Origin of the sequence: Acinetobacter sp. NIPH 1852, from assembly GCF_022549455.1 — a bacterium.
Taxonomy (GTDB): domain Bacteria; phylum Pseudomonadota; class Gammaproteobacteria; order Pseudomonadales; family Moraxellaceae; genus Acinetobacter.
The window spans coordinates 78,061-98,197 of record NZ_JAKZGG010000001.1 but is presented as its reverse complement, the minus strand read 5'-3'; the positions used below and the strand labels follow the sequence as shown (position 1 = coordinate 98,197).

Annotated in this window: 16 protein-coding genes; 4 read left to right on the top strand and 12 right to left on the bottom strand. The window is 38.2% G+C overall.

The features are described from left to right. Positions 1–13 precede the first annotated feature (13 nt). Positions 14–856: a glycosyltransferase family 25 protein gene (locus MMO38_RS00550; protein WP_241322045.1), complete on the bottom strand. Its 843-nt coding sequence runs from the start codon at positions 854–856 to the stop codon at positions 14–16. A gap of 288 nt (positions 857–1,144) precedes the next feature. Between MMO38_RS00550 and MMO38_RS00545 the strand changes: the two genes are divergently transcribed. Next, a complete protein-coding gene (locus MMO38_RS00545; protein WP_034595447.1) occupies positions 1,145–2,053 on the top strand; it encodes a glycosyl transferase in 909 nt (302 codons plus the stop codon). A 189-nt stretch (positions 2,054–2,242) separates the two neighbouring features. Then, positions 2,243–3,130 (top strand): lipopolysaccharide biosynthesis protein, encoded by an 888-nt coding sequence (locus MMO38_RS00540; RefSeq protein WP_241322044.1) that lies wholly within the window; start codon positions 2,243–2,245, stop codon positions 3,128–3,130. Between the two features lie 79 nt (positions 3,131–3,209). Here MMO38_RS00540 and MMO38_RS00535 read toward each other — a convergent pair whose 3' ends face one another. From MMO38_RS00535 to MMO38_RS00485, 11 genes are all read right to left on the bottom strand, one after another. Next, complete coding sequence (locus tag MMO38_RS00535; protein ID WP_241322042.1) at positions 3,210–4,121, bottom strand: capsular polysaccharide synthesis protein; 912 nt, start codon at positions 4,119–4,121, stop codon at positions 3,210–3,212. Positions 4,122–4,184: 63 nt separating this feature from the next. Beyond that, positions 4,185–4,943: a glycosyltransferase family 25 protein gene (locus MMO38_RS00530; protein ID WP_241322041.1), complete on the bottom strand. Its 759-nt coding sequence runs from the start codon at positions 4,941–4,943 to the stop codon at positions 4,185–4,187. 14 nt (positions 4,944–4,957) lie between these two features. Then, on the bottom strand, positions 4,958–5,953 hold the full coding sequence (locus MMO38_RS00525; RefSeq protein ID WP_241322039.1) for a Stealth CR1 domain-containing protein: 996 nt from the start codon (positions 5,951–5,953) through the stop codon (positions 4,958–4,960). A gap of 34 nt (positions 5,954–5,987) precedes the next feature. Further along, positions 5,988–6,743, bottom strand: coding sequence for a hypothetical protein (locus MMO38_RS00520; RefSeq protein ID WP_004669580.1), 756 nt, complete (start codon positions 6,741–6,743; stop codon positions 5,988–5,990). A gap of 171 nt (positions 6,744–6,914) precedes the next feature. Further along, positions 6,915–8,075: a nucleotide sugar dehydrogenase gene (locus MMO38_RS00515; RefSeq protein ID WP_004669581.1), complete on the bottom strand. Its 1,161-nt coding sequence runs from the start codon at positions 8,073–8,075 to the stop codon at positions 6,915–6,917. Between the two features lie 156 nt (positions 8,076–8,231). Next, positions 8,232–9,158, bottom strand: coding sequence for a branched-chain amino acid transaminase (locus MMO38_RS00510; protein WP_004669582.1), 927 nt, complete (start codon positions 9,156–9,158; stop codon positions 8,232–8,234). 25 nt (positions 9,159–9,183) lie between these two features. Next, positions 9,184–11,931 carry a bifunctional [glutamate--ammonia ligase]-adenylyl-L-tyrosine phosphorylase/[glutamate--ammonia-ligase] adenylyltransferase gene (gene glnE / locus MMO38_RS00505; protein WP_241322037.1) on the bottom strand — a complete coding sequence of 916 codons (2,748 nt, stop codon included), beginning with the start codon at positions 11,929–11,931 and terminating at the stop codon, positions 9,184–9,186. 86 nt (positions 11,932–12,017) lie between these two features. Continuing rightward, positions 12,018–13,289, bottom strand: coding sequence for a HAMP domain-containing sensor histidine kinase (locus MMO38_RS00500; RefSeq protein ID WP_241322035.1), 1,272 nt, complete (start codon positions 13,287–13,289; stop codon positions 12,018–12,020). A gap of 444 nt (positions 13,290–13,733) precedes the next feature. Further along, complete coding sequence (locus MMO38_RS00495) at positions 13,734–14,096, bottom strand: hypothetical protein (protein ID WP_241322033.1); 363 nt, start codon at positions 14,094–14,096, stop codon at positions 13,734–13,736. 1,081 nt (positions 14,097–15,177) lie between these two features. Then, entirely contained in the window at positions 15,178–16,263 is a 1,086-nt protein-coding gene (locus MMO38_RS00490; RefSeq protein ID WP_241322032.1) for a phage portal protein, read from the bottom strand. Next, positions 16,260–18,041 carry a terminase family protein gene (locus MMO38_RS00485; protein ID WP_241322031.1) on the bottom strand — a complete coding sequence of 594 codons (1,782 nt, stop codon included), beginning with the start codon at positions 18,039–18,041 and terminating at the stop codon, positions 16,260–16,262. Before MMO38_RS00485 ends, MMO38_RS00490 begins: the two co-directional genes overlap by 4 nt. Before the next feature lie 140 nt (positions 18,042–18,181). On the opposite strand from MMO38_RS00485, the gene MMO38_RS00480 reads away from it, so the two are divergent. Beyond that, positions 18,182–19,093 (top strand): GPO family capsid scaffolding protein, encoded by a 912-nt coding sequence (locus MMO38_RS00480; RefSeq protein WP_241322030.1) that lies wholly within the window; start codon positions 18,182–18,184, stop codon positions 19,091–19,093. A 14-nt stretch (positions 19,094–19,107) separates the two neighbouring features. Continuing rightward, entirely contained in the window at positions 19,108–20,136 is a 1,029-nt protein-coding gene (locus MMO38_RS00475) for a phage major capsid protein, P2 family (RefSeq protein WP_241322029.1), read from the top strand. Position 20,137: the final 1 nt, after the last annotated feature.

Below are 20,137 nucleotides of genomic sequence, written 5' to 3'. Positions count from 1 at the left end.
AAAAGTTACACAATTATTTAAATGTAACTTTTACCAGTCTCTCCCCTCTCAACTTTCGCGCTAACACTTTAAAGCACTTCATGATTTGGATAACAGGGCGCAATCCTTCTCTTCGTATTTTATGCGTTAGACTACGTTTCATCTTATTTTTAGCCTTATATTCATATTCACCTTTACGAATATTCCGGTCTTGCTCTAAAAAGCTTGAGAAATTATTATGCTCGTTCTCTAGATTATATCTCTTCGCCAATAGGTGATCTTGGATACAGAGAGCAGGTAACATTTGAAAAATATCATCAGGGAATTTCATCATATAATCTTTAAAAACAATATGATCGACAGGAATTAACTTATCGTACTGTTTTAATAGTGATAGTAATTCACGAGCTGATTGCTGAGATAAAATATATCCACCACAGCCCATATGTACCGTTTTTAATGATGATAGATTACGTTCCATTGGCAATGGTCTAAAGGAGGATGAAGCCACGCCAACTTTGGGATAAAAAGCTTCTAGTTTAACAATTGAACAGTTTTCAGGTATCCAATCACTCTTCGTCAAGAAGCGATCAGCATTTTCACCTAAATGTATATCATCTTCAAAAATAGCAATGTAGCTCAGGTTTTCATCAATTGCCTTTTTCCACAATGCCGCATGACTTAATAAACAAGCTATTTCACTTTTTGCTAAGTCTGTTTTTGTAATATCTAAATCTAGATCCTTGGCAACTTGTTCCAGAGTGATTGGTGTTATCGCATCAAAAAAACTAAATTCGATCGATTGTTTTTCAAAAATAGAGAGAATATGATCGCGACGCTGATTAGCAAACGTGAGACTAATCACAAAATTTTTCATAGTATAATCTTCATCAACAACAACAGGTCACAATATTAAGGCAGTAAATCTAACGTATTATTCATATTATATATTGTAAATTCAACCACAAACTATATCTCATTTGTATTACCTAAAAACCATGCCCCATATGAAACCACTAGACTAATTTGTTTCAACACACATCAACCCTAGTCATGTTGAAAATATAGACTTACAATGTTAGCTTTAATTCGTCATGCAGTGCATTTTTAGAGATCCATTTCTACCTACTGCATTGATTTATATATTATGAAGTGTATTGCAGATATGAATAGTGAAGTAATTAAAATTTTTGTGGGCTGTGATCCCAATAACTGTGATCTCGAGCAAATGATGGTGCTTGATTACAGCATTCGTAAACATACCCAACATCAAGTCGAAATTGTTTGGATGCAACTCAGTCACGATCCACAAAGTCCGTGGTATACCAACCCACAAGCCGATGAAGGCTGGCATACTGAGAAATGGGCAACACCCTTTTCTGGTTTCCGCTGGGCTGTTGCGGAGTCATCAAACTTTGAAGGTCGTTCGATCTATATGGATGCTGATGTCATTGTACTCTGTGATATTGCTGAATTATGGTCTCACCCAATGCATCATGATGCCATCGTGATTGCCAAAGGCGGTAAAAGCACAGCTCGTCTTTGTACATGTGTTTGGGATTGTGAAAAAGCAAAGCAATACCTCCCTTCCTTGAAAGCGATACAAGCAGATCCAAATAGCCACAAACAATTAATGCAGCTTTTGAAAGACAAACCTGAGTTAGTTCAACCTTATCAAGATTCCTACAATAATATTGATGGTGAAGGCTTAACTATTGAACAGATTAAAATTTTGCATTACTCAGATATGGGGACGCAATTTAGCCACAAATATGCGCTACCACGTCTTGAAGCCGCAGGCCAAAAACATTGGTTTGATGGTAAAATCATGCCTCATCCAAGACAGGATTTAGTTGAGCTATTTGATCAATATTATCAAGAAGCTTTGGATCATGGTTTTAAACCTGAAAACTATCTAGTGGAACCTTTTGGCGCATTTCAAAAAGCCACCCAAGTTAACTATCAGGGTAACAAGGTAACTCGCCCTGAAGATGACGGGAACTGGTTCAGCCGATCGATCAAATATCTTAAGTCTACGTTTAAAGAAAAGAAGAAGTTTTCTTTAGATGATTGAGTGAACCCACACTTTAAAACGGTACTGTTGACCATATATGTCTGAGTACCGTTCATCGATTGAAAAATATTCAATATAGATTTTTTGACACGCTGATCACTCTTTGCATTAAAGATATAATATAATTAACCTGTTAGTCATGGTTCGCCTCCATTGCTACAGCGATAAACTTATTACTGGGTATCCTCAATGCAACAGTTTTTTTTTAATCACATCACCAAGAATATTCTCAAATTCCTATATAAGTCTTTTCATTCCAAAGCATATAAACATAATCGACGTTATTGGCCGTATTACAAAGCCATTCGCAATGACGAGGGTGACCTAGAGCAATTATTCTTCAACAAAAGATTGATCGCCGACCATACAAAACCATTTAAGAGCGACAAAAAAACCTGTGTATTGGTTGCAACAGGACCTTCAATCAAAGAGATAGATCATCGTTTTTTTTCAAACCCTGATTATGACTATATTGGTGTCAATGGTGCCATCTCACTCGATTATATTCATTTTAAATATTATGTAATTATTGATTTTAACTTTACAACTAAACGCTTTGATCTTGTCTTAAAAGTACTTGAAAGTGATTGTATTTTTTTTACCACACCGCGCTGTTTAGGTATTATTTTAAATAAAATAGATCCGAGTCAGATTAAGTGTCAAATCAAAATCATCGAGACCATACTTCAAGATGACACGATAGAACCTTTTATGGGTAAAAAGCAAAAGATTGACCCAACAAAACCATATTTCCATTTATATGACAAATTTGGCTTCTCAACCAATATATTTAATGCTGTTTTTGACTATTTGACTGTACCTTACGTTGCTCTGCAAGTTTGTTATGCTATTGGTTTCAAAGAAATTTATATCGCGGGGCTAGATATGAACAATTTCTCACAACCACGTTTTTATGAAAATAGCGAAAATAAGCAACCGACCATGCTAGACCAATATTTACATTTAATCTTTCCTGCATTTGATGCAGCCGCAACATTCCTTTCAGAGCAGAATGTTCAGGTCTATAACCTTTCGCCTCAGAGTGCGATAGAGTCCTTTAAAAAGATACAACTCTAAAATTAAACATCCAAATACAATACTGCTCACCCAACAGGAACTATTTAAGCCAAATTAAATGAGAACCCACTGCATCTGACTAAATATCAATCAACGACCCTTCGAAATACATACCTTTATTATAAAACTGGCATAAATAGTTACGCTCTTTCCCTGCCAGTTTTATCAATTTCGGGTATTCATCTGCTGGATAATTAATTGCCATATTGATTAATATTTTTTCTTTCACCCATCTATTTTTGACTTGGTAATAGAATGCATTTTCATCACAATCAATCAAAGTAATACTAGGGAAATTTTTTCTCATAATTTTTTGGCATGCAACATAGGCCACCAAGTATTCTAGATTACTGATCTGTTGAAATATATCCTTAGTATTTGATTCTGTTGCTTTAATATTCTGTATATATTTTTTGGGTGTCTGTTGAATTGCTAAATACAACTCATCATACCACTGTTTAAAGAAAAGATTATTTCCAACGCTGGCCAATAACCAGTTCTCTAAAACAGGATAACTCAAATTTGTTGTATTTTTCCGTCGATAATATGCAAAGTTCTCTGTCTTATTTTTTTGCATAATATCCGATATCCAATCCAAGCTATCATACAAAATGATACTGGCATCTAACCAAATACCACCGTGACGATACATTAGATCAAATCTAAGTAAATCAGCTTTTTGCTGGGCTGTGGCGTCTTTAAGTAGGCTAAAGTCAATTTGGCTATATTGCTTGACATTATCTGGATTGAGCACAAAAACCTCATAATCAGGGTTTTTCTCACGCATCCGATCAATACACTTTTCAACAAATTCGGGAATATCATTTTCCCAATACATCCATATTTTTTTCGGTAGAACAATATTTTTCTCGGTTGGGTTAAATGTGAGCATCCCCGCATAATTGTCGATTTTTTTATTCTTATGCCTAACTTTATAGGAATACATCAAATGAAATTTTGCTAAATAGAATAATTTTTTAAAAATTTTCATCAAAATACTCAGCTATAAATAAATATAATGTGGTGCATTGTGACCCACTCAAGTGACCAACCTTTAAGAAATCAAATGTCGAATAGCATAAAAGCGATCACGCCACATTCGCTTCTGCTTCTTTAAACCATGAGACGCACTGCGGTTTTCTAAATCTTTACGTTTGATACCCTGTGTCGCAACAGTACCTAAAATATCACTATCTATACCCGCCGGCTGCACAAAGGGTTGCCATACTCCCAATCCTTTACCATTTTTACTTAACCAACTTTGGAAGAAAATATCGACAGGAACTTGCATCGTTTTACCAAGTCGAACAAACGCTTCTGCCCCCTGTCTTGACCAAACCAATCCCACACCGCGAATCGGGAAATAATAGGCATGCCAGAGTGTATATTCATGGATTTGAACAATATCTTTTGCGAGTTTTTTCTTTTTCGCAGCAAGGTTCACCACATACCAATCAAGTTCTTTATGCTGATCGAGATAACTTAAAAGTGAGTTTAGATTTTGCTTAAAGTTCGGTAAAACATCAATATCATCTTCGAGTACTACGAGATAATCAGCATCAGTTTCTAAAAATTTTTCAGCACAACCATAGTGACTCAAATAACAACCGAGCTCTGAACTGATCAAACTACGCCCTAAGATTTTTTGAGCGCTTTGATCATCATAATTTTCAAACTCAGTGAGTGCTTTGCCTCGACCATCGTATGCGGGGAAACGACTAAACTCCCAATTTTCTTTTTGTAATTGGGCTGTTGCATTGGCTAAGCGTTGGTCACTACCTTCAAGATTGATCAGATAAGTTACGACTTTCATATGAGATCTCTACCTTATACTGCGACACTTGCTCGAATCTGACTCGGCAAAACATCATTAAATTTATCGATCAATGCTGAACGTACTGTTTGCTCTGCATTTGGCTCTAACTGATCTAGACTTTGGATACAGCCAAACTTGGTTTCGCCTTTTTTCAGTTGCTGCATAAACCGTTCTAAATCACGACCATCTTTCAAATAGGCAATTTCAACGTCATCATTTAAGATCGTTTGATTAGACTGAATAGCTAAATGATTTGACAAGCCTACAGGCAAAAATTGGTCGATATGTCTAAATCTAAAACTTATTTGCTTTTCTAAAACACTAGGATGTTGTTGAAAATACTGAGTTAAAATTGTTTTATCGAGAATATGCGGACGGTGGTGTATTTCATAATATTTGGGTAAACCGAGCATATCTGCACTTAACATCTGTGCAATTGAATATTTCGGTTGCGCGATTTTCCCCATTTTTTCTTGGAGAAATCGACGAATGATGTATTTCATTTTTTTTATAAAATTACTTTGCCAATGACCATAGACCACCATACGGTCTGCATCTAAAAAATCATGGATATTAGAGATACGATTAAAAAAGAAATCATCATTTAGATAAATAAAACGCTCCGATAGTCCTCGGATATTCCAAAGCATGGTTTCTATGCTCAATGAATTAAACGTCGGCAGTGCAGACTCATGACCTACAAATAATTCGGTATGATCGACGATTCTAATTTTACCTTTTTCACAAAGATTTTGTTGTTCAAATTGATCTAACCATTGTGGTGACTGTTGATCTGTCACCACATAGATTGTTCCACAATACGGCACATATTTTAGAATTGAGGCAATGCAAAAATAAATTTCATCATTACTGGCAAAACGGGTGGCTTCTACAGCATTTGATGGTGCAGATGGATTTATAAATTGTTGACGCTTGTTTTTTAACTTAGGATCACTCCCATCAACCCAAGCAATCACGATATCAATAGGTTGTATGGTATCTATCATAAATCAAACTCTTTTGTCCTTATCGCAGTTACACTTACTGCCAAGCGTCTTTAATCCAATCCGATGGCAATACATAACGATACCATTTCCCACCGCCGCCGCTGACTGCATCAGGTGGATTAATCTCACCGTGGAAAATAATAATTTTTGCACCTTTTGGTTTGATTGGTGGCTGAAAATAAGCAAATGGTACTTTTCTTAAGCAATGGTATTTATAGCTCTTACACCATTCTTTATTCCAGTAGCTTAATTTACCTTCTTTATGCACAAACCAAGATAAGTATTCTTGCTCATTTCTAAATTTATGACTGATTTCATCAAAGTTTTCGCGGAAATACGGCAAAATTCCAGAAAAAGCACCCAACTTAAAACGATAAACTGAGCTATTGCCTGTGACACGCCAAGGACGTTTCCAATCATGGATAACCAGGAACTCACCTGATTCTTGAAAGAAGCAATCAATGTTATCAATAATCACAACATCAAGATCAAGAAAAAGTGCATTACCTTTCAAGCCGTATAAATCAGGCTCAAAGGTAGAAAGTTTATTCCAACCACGCTCAGGCGCACCTGCTGGCAAATCTAAAGGTGGGATTGGGAAACATTGTACATTGGGGTCAATCCCTTCGGTACGATCAGTGAGACAGACCATTTTAAAAGGCAGGGTCAGGTGGCGTTTGACCATGTTATACAAACGATTGACGTATTCAGCACCGTATTTGGTTCCCCATTTCATACACAAAATGATATTTTCTTCGTGTGTTGCTGAGCTTTGTTGAATGTCGACCATTTGATAACCTTGAATGCCTGAAATAATATTTTTTGCGTTGCGCGTCCGATATCGCAAGCCTTAAATAGTACGCACCGAATATTGAGCTATCTTAGCATAGGCATGATTAAATTGATTATTATAAATTCGTCAAACGATTAGGATTATTTCATTTTGTTTTTGGTACAAAAGCTAGTTCACTCCAAACAAATCCCTTGTATAAATTTTTTCCATTACATCACTAAACATAGGAACCATTCGGTTCACAATAATTAAATCAGATTTGCTCTTAAATTTTTGTAGGCTTGATTCAATCGGATGACCTAAATATTCCTTTACATCCAAGGTCGGCTCATAAATCACAATGTTGATACCTTGCTCAGCCAAACCTTGCAACACATCATGCACAGCCGACTCTCTAAAATTGTCTGAGTCAGCTTTCATGGTTAGTCGATAAACCCCGACACAGGATACTTTTCGACTCAAAATATCTTCAATAATCGCCTGTTTACGTGTCTGGTTGGAACGAATAATCGCTGAAATCAGTTCTTGTGGCGTATCGTAATAATTGGCTAACAGTTGTTTGGTATCTTTCGGCAAGCAATAGCCACCATAACCAAAGGATGGATTGTTATAGTGATCTCCGATACGCTGATCCAAAGCAACACCTGTAACAATATCTAAAGCACTCAATTTATTCTTCAAACAATAGGTATCGAGTTCATTAAAGAAAGCCACTCGCATAGCCAAATAGGTATTTGAAAATAGCTTAATCGCTTCAGCTTCGGTCGAGTCGACACAGAGCAACACAGCATCTTTTTTAATCGTTGCTTTTAGATACAACTTGGCGATTTTTTCTGCGCGTTTAGATTTTTCACCGACAATAATTCGTGATGGATATAGATTATCCTGCAATGCCTGCCCCTCTCTAAGAAACTCAGGCGAAAAGATCAGATTCTTTAACTTGAGCCTTTTAGAAATTTCAGCAGTATAGCCAACGGGTACGGTGGATTTAATCAACATGAGTGCTTTGGGATTGATGCTTTGAATATCTGCGATCACGCTTTCAATACTTGAGGTATCAAAGTAATTGGTTTCAGGATTGTAATTGGTTGGGGTGGCAATAATAATCAATTTTGCCTGTTGATAAGCCAGTTCTTTATCACTGGTGGCTTCAATATGCGATTCGGCTAAGTAGCTTTGGATACAGGCATCACTAATTGGGGATATCTTTTGATTGATCTGCTTAATTCTTGTTTGGTCAATGTCTAGTACGATCACATCGTGTTGTTTGGAAAATAACAAGGCATTGGATAAACCCACATAACCTGCGCCGACCACGGTAATTTTCATTGTTTCTCTATTTTTTAATTGTGCTTAGAGATCAACGTAGCCGAGTTTAATTAAGGATTGATGATGCTTTGATTGCAATCTGTTGACAGCTTCACTATTAAAAAGCAGCTAATAAAAAAGCGAAGCCTGAGCTTCGCTTAATCGATGGTTATTTACTTATTTCACATAAGTTAACCAATGCGCATATTTATCATTACGGCCTTGAACAGCATCAAAGAAAGTCTTTTGAATTTCAGTGGTGATCGGACCACGTGAACCACAACCGATTTCACGATCATCATACTCACGAATTGGGGTTACTTCAGCAGCAGTACCAGTAAAGAATGCTTCGTCAGCAATATAAAACTCATCACGAGTAATACGGCGCTCTACGACTTCATAGCCAAGGTCTTTAGCAATGGTCATCACTGTTTGACGAGTAATCCCTTCAAGTGCACCGCCTGCTAAATCTGGGGTATGTAACACGCCATCTTTGATCAAGAAGACATTTTCACCAGCGCCTTGGCAAACAAAACCTTGTGGGTCAAGCAGCATCGCTTCGTCATAACCCGCACGAGCAACTTCTTGGTGTGCCAAGATTGATACTGTGTAGTTACCACAAGCTTTTGCTTTACACATGGTCACGTTTGGATGGTGATGGGTAAATGAAGACGTTTTTACACGAATACCGTGCGCCATTGCTTCGTCACCAAGATACGTTCCCCAAGACCACGCCGCAACCGCTGCATGAACGGTATTATCCGTTGCCGCGATGCCTAGCTTCTCAGAACCGATCCAAATCAATGGACGTAAATAGCATGACACCAATTTATTTTCACGCACGACATCAATTTGTGCTTGTTCTAAAGTCGCTTGATCAAATGGAACTTTCATTTGATAAATTTTTGCTGAATTTAATAAGCGTTTGGTATGATCTTGCAAACGGAAGATTGCTGTACCATTCGGAGTTTCATAGGCACGAACACCCTCAAACACACCCATACTATAATGTAGTGTATGTGTTAAGACGTGAATCTTTGCATCACGCCAATCAACCATTTTTCCATCTTGCCAAATAAAACCATCACGATCAGCCAAACTCATCGCACATACTCCATTTTTTTCACTATTATTCACTTTCCAATGCTATTGCATTTGGATCAACTAATCTTTGCCATAACTTGCAAACGATCTCGCGGGTATCGTGCCAATCCGCAGCATTGACTTGCATAGATTGATTTGCAAGCGCTAAACGGTGACTCTCAGCTCGTTCACGGAGGTAAGCTTGTATTAATGCTGTGGCATCTTCACTGGATAAGCAGCCTGCTTTAGCAGCATCCTCTAAAATTCTCACATTGTCGGAAAAATGGGCGAGATCTGTATTCGTCCCACTCCATGCAAGCACTGCATACTGTGCCATAAATTCTATGTCAACGATACCACCCGCATCCTGTTTTAAATGAAAAATGCCATGTTTTTTTTGCTCAGAAGATGAACCCAAATGATCTTTCATTTTTTGGCGCATTTTGATTACTTCTTCACGAACTACGTTTTCATCACGAACTTGAGTAAGGATTTTGCACCGAACCGTTTCAAATTGCTGACAAAGCTGTGTATCACCTGCAATCGAACGAGCGCGCACCAAGGCTTGATGCTCCCATAGCCATGCATGTTTTTGCTGATATTGCTCAAAGGCCTTTAGGCTAGTAACCAACATTCCCGCCTCGCCTGACGGTCTTAGACGAGTATCAATTTCATAGACGCGCCCATCTAGCGTTTGCGTGGTCATGAGCGACATAAATTTCTGTGCCACACGAATGGCAAACTCAGCACTACTAATATGCTTTCTGCCATCCGTTTCACTTTGTTCTTCAAAGGCATGGATAAATACCAAATCAAGATCAGAGCCATAGCCCAATTCAATTCCGCCGAGCTTGCCATAGCCAATCACGGTGAAGCCTTTTACATCCAGACTGCAACGCTGTCCATTGCTCCCCATTGGATAACCATGTCGTTGTGCAACCGCTTGATAGGCCAGATTTAAGGTGGCTTGTACACTGACCTCAGCGATATCGGTTAAAGCATCTGAAACTTTCATCAATGGACTTTCAGCCAATACATCACTGGCAGCAACAGTTAAAACGTTGCTCTTTTTAAATAAACGTAGCACACGCATTTGATCTTCAACTTGATCAATCTCGATACGCAGTAATTGCTGGCGTAGAGAGTCTTCTAAGTCTTTGCGTAAGGGCAAACCAAAGTCCATTGATAAAAACTCATCGAGCAACACTGGATATTGTGCTAATTCTTCACAAATCCACGGGCTCACCGTTGCCATTTTCACCAAGCGTTGCAAAGCACCACGGCTTTCCATCAACATGACCAAATACACGGTACGGCGCAGTACCGACTCCACCAAAGGCATCAAACGTAACAATGCCATTTGCGGTCGATCAGACTGTAAAATTGCTTCAATCAAATGTGGCCAAAATTTCTTTAGCCGTTCGAGTGCACTTGCAGGAATTTTCTTTAAGGCCTGTCCATGCCAGAAGTTCTGAATTAGTTTCTGTGCATCATCATCCAATACCGTATTCAGTTGCTGTTCCAACTGCTCAAAATCATCAACAGGTTCAGAAAATTCGTTTTCTTGAATCAATTGTTTAAATTGGACTTTAACTTTATCGCGCTTCTGGTTCAGCACATTTAAAAATGATGACCAATCCGTAAAACCCAAGGTATCCAACATACGTTGTCTGAGTTCAGGTTCAGTCGGTAAGTACTGTGTTTGCTGATCATTGAGTGCTTGAATCGCATGTTCGACTCGTCTTAGAAATAAATAAGCATCCTCTAGGTCAGTCACTGCCTGCTGATCCAGTAATTCAGCCTGCCCCAAATGCTGTAAATTGACCAAGCACTGACGATCATGCAGTTCGCGTCTTGATCCACCATAAATCAACTGAAAAACTTGGACAATAAACTCAATTTCACGAATCCCGCCTGCGCCCAGTTTAATATCATCCTCAATATTACGACGCATCACCTCACGTTCGATCATGGCTTTCATTTCACGCATCGCAGCAAATGCGGAATAATCGACATAGCGACGGAACACAAAAGGACGTGCCATCGCCATTAAATCTGCACCCTCTTTGCCACCAGTAATTACCCGTGCTTTAATCCACGCATAGCGTTCCCATTCCCGACCATGCTGACTTAAATATTTTTCTAAACCTATGTGGCTAATCGCAAGCGCGGAACCATCTCCCCACGGACGTAACCGCATATCCACGCGAAACACAAAGCCATCTGCGGTAATTTGATCGAGCAAATAAATCAGTTTTTGTCCCCACAAAATACAGAACTGCTGAACATCAATACATTTACGACCATTAGTTTCGCCTTGTTCATCAAAAGCAAAAATCAAATCAATATCGCTAGAAAGATTAAGCTCCTGAGCACCAAGTTTGCCCATACCGATGACAATGAGATCTTGCACCAGACCTGAATAACCGATTGGTTCACCATGCTTGGCTATCAAAGGGGCACGTGCGAAAGCTTTCGCAGCACAAATACTGGCATCAGCAAAGTCGGAAAGCTCACGAGTCAGGGTAACCACATCCGTCAGTTGATTGGCATCTTGCCAAATCCAGCGAAACATCAGTTTGGCACGCAAGATACGCAAAGCTTTCATCCAAGCTTGTTCATCACTTAAATCTGCAATGGCCTGTTGAACTTTTTGAAAAATACTTTCCGTCGAAAGTGGACCAAGAAATTGATCTTCAGCATAATCTTGTTCTAATTGTAATGTATATAAATTTAAAACTTGCTCTGCATACTGACTGGCAACTAAAGTTCTTTGTAGCTGTGCTGCATTCATATAAAAAAACTCGACTTGATGTCATCTTAATGAGGTCTGTAGACCTTTCTAGTTATATCAGTTACACCCTTATCTTTAAAATCTCTTTAAGCTAATTTTTCTTGACTTTTATGCTGTTCAACACATGAATCCACATGTTCACGTGCTATAGGCAATCGTACAGTAAAGAGCGTACCTTCCCCTTCTTTCGAGCTGGCACTAATTTCACCAAGGTTCATTTCAACAAACCGCTTACACAAAGCCAGCCCTAAACCAGCGCCTTTTTCCCCAGCCGTCCCTTTTAAACTCATGGTAATCCGAGGCTGAAATAGCTCCTTTATCTGTGCTTGAGTCATACCTAACCCTGTGTCTTTGACATGGATTTCCACAAAGTCACCGTTGTTTTTCGCTCGAATAAAGACTTTTCCAGCGCTATCAACATCGGTAAATTTCAATGCATTTGAAACGAGGTTCTGTATCACCGAAGTGATCATATTCATATCGGCATAAACTTTAAGATTCTCATCGACTTCATTGACCAGTTCGATATGTTTTTTCAAAGCCAACGTTTTCAAAATATCAGTGACAATGTTGGTAATCTGCCGCAACTTAAAATTAATTGGGTGATAAACAAAACGACCACCCTCAGCCATTGCCCAATTCAGCAAACTTTCCAATAAGTTATAAGTCGATTGCGAAGTATCATGGAGATAATCTGCGATATTTTGAATACTGGATTCATCTAAAGTATCACGCTCTTTCGCCAATATTTCAGAAAAGCCAAGTAAGCCATGAAAAGGTGCGCGTAAATCATGTGAAATGATCGAAAAGAATTTGGTTTTACTGACATTCAAAGCCGCTTCTTGTTCGTACAATTCTTTTAATTCATCATGATTAAATTTCAACTCTAGCTGTTGCATAAAATTAACACAGTGTGCCTGTAAGAGCTGTTTTTGTAACTCGCTAAATGCTTGGGCGTCCTCATCAAATAAAACCACATATCCTAATGAGGTTTGATCTGGATGTCTGAGATGCAATGCAATGGCACTTTGTACTTTTCGCTTGAATGTATTTAAAAAGGCAATCAAGGTTGGATAGCGCGGATGCTCACTATCGATCAGATCATCATTGACAAATAATGTATTTAAACTTTTTGCAATCTTTGTAGAATCAATTGCTTGTAATTTTTCAGGGCAACGGTGCCAAAGATAAGGTTCTTGGTGAAAAGCGAGCAATGCTGTGCTGGCCTGCATCAATTTACGATTAAATTGCAGGAAATGTTCAATCAAGTTCTGTTCAGTGTTTAGGCCTAAAGACAAAGATATCTTACAAGCACTTAACTTTTCGGCCTGCTGTAATTCTAATAGTTGAATAGCCATGCCCGCCTCTCGAATATTATCATTATACGGTTGCTTACGTTTTATTAAGAAAAATGTGACAACTATCACTTAGTATTAACAAAGTTTAACATAAAAGGCAATAAACGCTTCTCATTATTTCGAAACAAAACGTGAAATTTCATTAAATTTTAACATGAATATTTGATTAAAGAGAACCGTATCACACAAGCGATCTTCTACATTTTAGCCGCTTTGCATTTTCCCCCATCGAGAGAATGAGCAACGATTGAAGTTCCGCAAGGGTATGTATGAAAGAAGTCTACTAAAACTTGCGGACGAATAAAGCAGATTACACTTGTCATCAATGCGCAAAGAAGCAGTCATAGACCACTGCTCTTCGCCATTCATGTTTGTTTAAAAATTATTTAAAGACAAGCAATTGAAAATTATTAATTTATAAAAGATGAAGTAATAAAAATATTTTTATGCATAGTTATAGTATAGCGCGGTGCCATAGTCATAAAAACTCACATTATTTCCCTGACATGCAATCGAATAATAACGACCGCTTCCATAATGATACCCCTCGTAACAACCAGCAGATTTTTGTTTTATCGAGATGTATTCACCATGCCCATAGTCATAAAGGCGATATTCACCGCCATTAAACCGTCCCTCAAAATAGGTATTTCGATCATAATCAAAAAACTTTATGCACTCTTTATCGGCATGACCTGAAATACGAGGATAATAAGATTGAGTATAATCATAGATATTGCGTTTTGTGTTATTGGTTTCCAGCTTTAGTACTGCCAAAGCAAGTGCGGCTCTTTGATACGGCTTCATTATTTATCCTTTTCATAGGATCTGCTGACATTACACAAATACTGGCGACTCAAGTGCTTTCGACTTAAGCAATCCTAAACAGTACAAGGCATAACATAATGAATGATTAGAATGACAACAGATCCTGATTATTCTTCAAAAAATTTACGCCTATGGCTATAAAGCAACCACGACCTAAACTGGAGCAAAAATTAAACAAGCTTCTTAGACTAACATTTTTAATCGCCATAAAAAAACCCCAAGCCTTTAATACCAGCTTGGGGTCTTTGAATCTTGGTCCCGAGGGTCGGGATCACAGTAAGATAATTAATTCAAAGGGTTATATGCATAAATGTGGAGATAGTGTGCATATATGGAGAAAAAACAGAGAAATATCAGCAATGTAGAAACAAGTATTTAGTTATCATTTATAAGACTCGCACCAAACTTTAAGTTATCAAAAATAAGGGTTACAAAAGTTACAGATTTATATTTATATAGTTATATATATGATTATTATTAATAATTACTATATTTATAAAAGTTACAACAGAGTTACTTTAAGGTTACATGTAACTCCTTTTTGAGGTTACAATGTGTAACCCCTTATATATATGATTTATATAAATATTTAGTATATTTAAAATTATCCGTAACCTCATGTAACCTCTAAGAGGTTACAAATTAAATCCTTAAAAAACAATAATTTACTCTTATTTATTTCCTTTAATTTTAAGTTGTAACCTCTAAAAACATATAGTTTTCAGAGTTAAAAAATTACTATCTTTAAGGTTTAATTATGTATTGCATCGGAATGCATCAAAGCGCATCTAAAGGACTATAAAGAAATTGCTCTAAACCTTATGAAACATAACGCTTGAGTAATTTTTTACTGTGCATCAGAAATGAGACATTTAGTAACTGCGCAGGCGGGAGAGGAGACTGCGTTTGCCCTCTCGACCCTGTTGTAGTTTGTTGGTTCTATTAACTTGATATTTATTGATTTCAAATAGCAAAAAAAAATGCCAAGCATTTAAACTTGGCATCACAAACATTTAATAAATATATATTTTATATAGAGATTTTGATATAATTTAAGTGTCTATGTGTTTGTAGCGGCAGAAATTAAGTCATATTCTTTAAACTTAATGACTTCAATACCAAGCTGATCATTAATTTGTTTTAATAGGTTTTGATAATAAACAATCTCATTGTAATAAAATACTCGCGCTGCCTTTTCTATATCGCCAAACCCACCTGAGTTTTGCGGTACCACACCCATGAGCTGTGGTGGTATACGATGTCCTGCAAGCTGATCATCACGGCTTGCAATCTTAATATTATAAAATTCATCCTTCGCAGCAACTTCAGCCAGTGGAATAACATTTAGTCCCTTCTCTTTTCCACCAGGTGTATACACTAATAGATTCTTGAAGTTTCCAGCACCTTTTGAATTCCTTAATGCATCTTCAAGAGCATCAACATCATTTTGTGATTTCAAAGCATCAGTGATATGTAAGATAAAACCAGCATGCGCTCCATTTTTGTAATATCTTCTGCGGAATAAGGTCGCAGCTTCATTTAATAAAATTGCATTGATGCTACTCAAATAATTTGGAACACCATAAATCTCTTGCATGATGTCTGCATCAGCAATATGGATGATTTCTTCAGGTTTAAAAACATGCTGTTTACTTTGAAAACCATCCAACTGATAGAACTTAGAAAGATCAGTTCCCTTTCTCATATTGATCGCAGGTCGTGATGTTATTTTCATAACACCCCGAAAGCGATTGTATTGAATATGGGCATAAGAGTTTGCGAAGGTGATTAGGTTTAAAGCTAAAGCATTGAACTCATGTCGGCTCAAAAGTGGATGAGGAATAAAATCACCTGAGAGAATATTTCTCTTGATAACGATCGCACTGGTATGGTGACTGGTACCGCGATATAACTTTGCGGTCGCAGCAATATCAAATGGCAGCTCGAACCAATCTTGCCACACTGGACAATAACCATATTCAAATAGTGTATGCCCATCCAAAACAGGTTCAGCTTCACCAAAACTACTCATGATCATCTTTGTTTGTGCAGGTTGTACCACTGGCAAAGTTGAATCAGGCGCATGTACAGAAAATTGGTCCATACGTGGTAAAACTGTTGATAATAATCTATCCAATATTTTCATGAATTAAATACTCTGATTCGGCTTTGTTGTGCGCCGAGATGTGATGGATCTGCAACATGAATAATTGGTGCCTTTTCCAATCCGTTCATAACTGCCCAAGCTATGTCACCATGTCCAGTTTCAGCACTTCGACTGGTAATCAGTGTTTTATTTCCACCACCACCAGTAAGTGCTTTTTTAATAGACAAGAATGACTTAGCAACGATTTGCAAACCTGCATCAAAATGCAGTCTACGTTTTTGAAATAACTCTTTTACCCTTAACCCCATTCTGATTTTTAGTTCAGGGGTATAGTTCAGACGTGTTAATTGAGGAAAGAAAAGTTCAACATGTTCAGCCACGGCTAAGCCATTTCCAGTGTTATCAATCCCAATAAAGGTGACGTTGTATCGACCACATACTTTTTTGATATACAAAGCTTGCTCACTGGCTTTCATTCCATGAAACTGTTTAATCTCAAGAATTCGATATGGTTCAAGCGGTGTTTTGGGCGGTGCGATTACAGCTAGGGCAGCATTATCACCTGTGAAAGATGGGTCATAGCCTAACCATACCTCCCCTTCATAACGTGGATTTTGGTTCGGGAAAAAGTCTGTCCATATCTCCCAACTATCGACCATATTGGGGACAATTTCTTTGAGGGGAAAATAAGAACCTGAGTCATCAATAAACTCGCAATCAAACAGATTAGCGAACTCATCATCTCCATATTCGGCAAGCAGATCCTCACGATCAAATAGATCACAGCCTTTTTCTTCAGCATCGGTCAAAGTCACAATTTGACGAGTTTTTCTATCAACGCATTTGACTGGCGCTTTTAAAGCGACTTTGCTGACATCGATCTCAATCGGTAATTTACGTTTGCTGTCTTTGCCAGTCCAAAAGCTATAGGCTTCGTGCAATATACTGGAGGGTGTAGACATATAAATTTGCTTATACATCTTTTGCGAAGCCATTGCTGAAGCGACTTTTTTAAACTGTAAAAACTTACGAATCCAAAAAAATTCGTCCATGATTACATCACCATGTCGACCTTGAGCTGTCAGCGCATTGGTTCCCAAGTAATACACGGTTGCTTGTCCATTCGGACCATTAATTACGATCGGATCTCCAGTCAAATCCAATCCAATCACATCTAAAACAAAAGCTTTGATGTATTCAATGAACTGATATGCCTGAGCTTTCGATGCCGACATAAAGATTTTATTTTTTCCAGTTTTTAATAAATCGATTAAAGCCCATAGAGCAAAAATATAAGTCGCACCAATCTGACGTGATTTTAATAAGATAAAGATTCGAGACCAGGAAACCGCATCCATCCACTCTTCTTGATAAACATATAAAAACTCGTTGAATGCTTGTTCCAGTTTTTCCAAGTCCTCGAGCGTGATTTGATTCTTCAGCTTTTTCTTTTTCGGAGCAGCATTACGATTCTCAAGATTCGGATTGAGATCCGTTTGTTTACCTGACTCCAGATATTTTTGAATTTTCGCCCATCGTTCAAACTGACGAGCGATCATGTCCATTTCTTTGTAATTCGCATTACTTTTATTTTCCATAAAAGTCAGTGTCATATAGCGAATTTTTAAACCTGTTGTCACCTCATCATATACATCCGTTTGTGACCATTGATCACGCTGTTTCCAACTTTCAACTGTCGAACGATTTTCCCCAGTGTGTTTGGCGATTTCAGAGACAGACATACCCATCGAGAAAAGTATTCTTCCCTGCTGTCTTGGATTCATGAGTTCTAGGAACGTCGGTGTGTTTGTATTCATGTGCCTAATGTTGCTTTAAGCACAAAAATTCTTTGAGTGATGTTTTCCTGATTACAGCTTAATCAGGATAGGTTTGATTGCGCCAATACCTCAGCCCGAAGCAGACTTCAATCATCGTAAAAATGATATGTGGAATACAAATGGCGGAGCTACCAGGAGAAGGACGTGTAATCAAACGCTTTCGAGTTGCTCGTGAAGGGCAAACCGTAGATGGGCGTGAATTAACGCGCCAAGAAATTCAAGAAATGGCGAGTTCATACAATCCTGAGCATTATGCAGGTCGGATCAATATTGAACATTGGAGTGGGTTTTCACCTGAACCACCTTTCAATGCCTATGGGGATATCGTAAAAGTCGAAGCCATTGAAGAAAATGGTTTGATGTGTTTGTACAACACGCTTTCTGCATTGCCAAACTTTGTAGCCATGAATAAAAAAGGGCAAAAAATTTACCCTTCAATTGAGTTCTATCGAAATTTCGCAGGTACTGGAAAAGCCTATCAAGTCGGTCTAGGCATGACAGATACTCCGAACTCTCTCGGTACTCAAGCCATTAAATTTTCTAACAAACTTCATTCGCTCAGTACCCAACCTGATTCGGAGATCTATATCACCATGTCTGAACAACATCCAAATGAAGGTAAAAGCCTTCTTGATCAACTTAAAGAAGTGTTCACGCCTGCACCTAAGCCAAAAGAGCAATTTAGCGATGAGCTTGCTGCACAATTAACACAAGGCTTAGTGCAATGCTTTAACGGTCTAAAAACCTTAACTCAAGAAGTTGGTGCATTAAAACAAACATTAAGCGCACCGCCTGCAGCAGCTCCAACTCACCAAACCGCTTCTGTTCCACAAACGCCACCTGTAGCTGCTCCTGAACAACAATCAAACCAAAATGCACCTGCTGCACCCGGTGCAAATCTTGAAGCCACTTTACAGCAGCTCACTCAAGGTCTTACTGGTTTACAAAACCAATTTAATGCCATGAGCACAACTCCAATGAATCCACCGCCTGTTCAAACAGGTGGTGCAGCAAACACAGTCGATTACTAAGGAATTAAATAATTATGTCAGTCGTTCTACAACCTGAAGCACGTCAGTTATTTAATGCTTATAAAGCTGATGTTGCGCGCGCAAATGGTGTTGAAAGTGCAAAACAAACCTTTGCAGTTTTACCCGTACCAACTCAAAAAATTATCCAAGCCTATCAACAAAGTGCTGATTTCTTAAAGCTGATTAATATTTTCCCTGTTGATAATGCCAAAGGCGAAAAAATTGCGATGAGTATTGGTTCTACCATTGCAGGTAATACCAATACCAACGTCCAAGCTCGACAACCGACTCCTGTCGGAGCACTCGATTTACTGGATGAATACGACTGTACTCAAACCAACTATGACGTTGCGATGAAATGGATCTTGCTGAATGCATGGCGACATCACACTGATTTTAAGAAAAAGCTTCAGGAAATGGTCATTCGTGCTGTGGCATTAGACAAGCTTTGTATCGGTTTTAATGGCGTATATCGAGCACCCACCAGTGACCGTGTTACCAATCCATTATTACAAGATGTCAAAAAAGGTTGGCTGCAAAAAATCCGTGATAATGCACCTGAGCAACATTATGAAGGCATTGATATTGGTGGCGGTGTTCTTAAAACACAAATTGGTGCTACCCATGAATTCAAAACGGTTGATGGCTTAGTTGAATACGGAATCGAAGAATATATTGCTGAACAGCACCGTGACCGTGGTTTGATTGCCATTTGTGGTCGTGGAATTTTAAGCGATAAATATTTACCACTTTTGAATACCATTCAAGATCCAACTGAACAATTGGCTGCACGTACCATTTATGCCAATAAGCAGCTTGGCACTTTACCTGCGATGCACGTACCAACTTTCCCTGCAAAAACAATTTTGATCACTACACCTGACAATCTTTCGATCTATATCCAAAACGGTACATTTAATCGTTCGATCGTTGATGAACCTCAATGGGATCGTGCTGTGGATTATCAATCAATCAACGAGGACTATGTAGTTGAAGACTATACCAAGTGCTTGTTAATCGAAAACATCGAACTGGATGACTAAC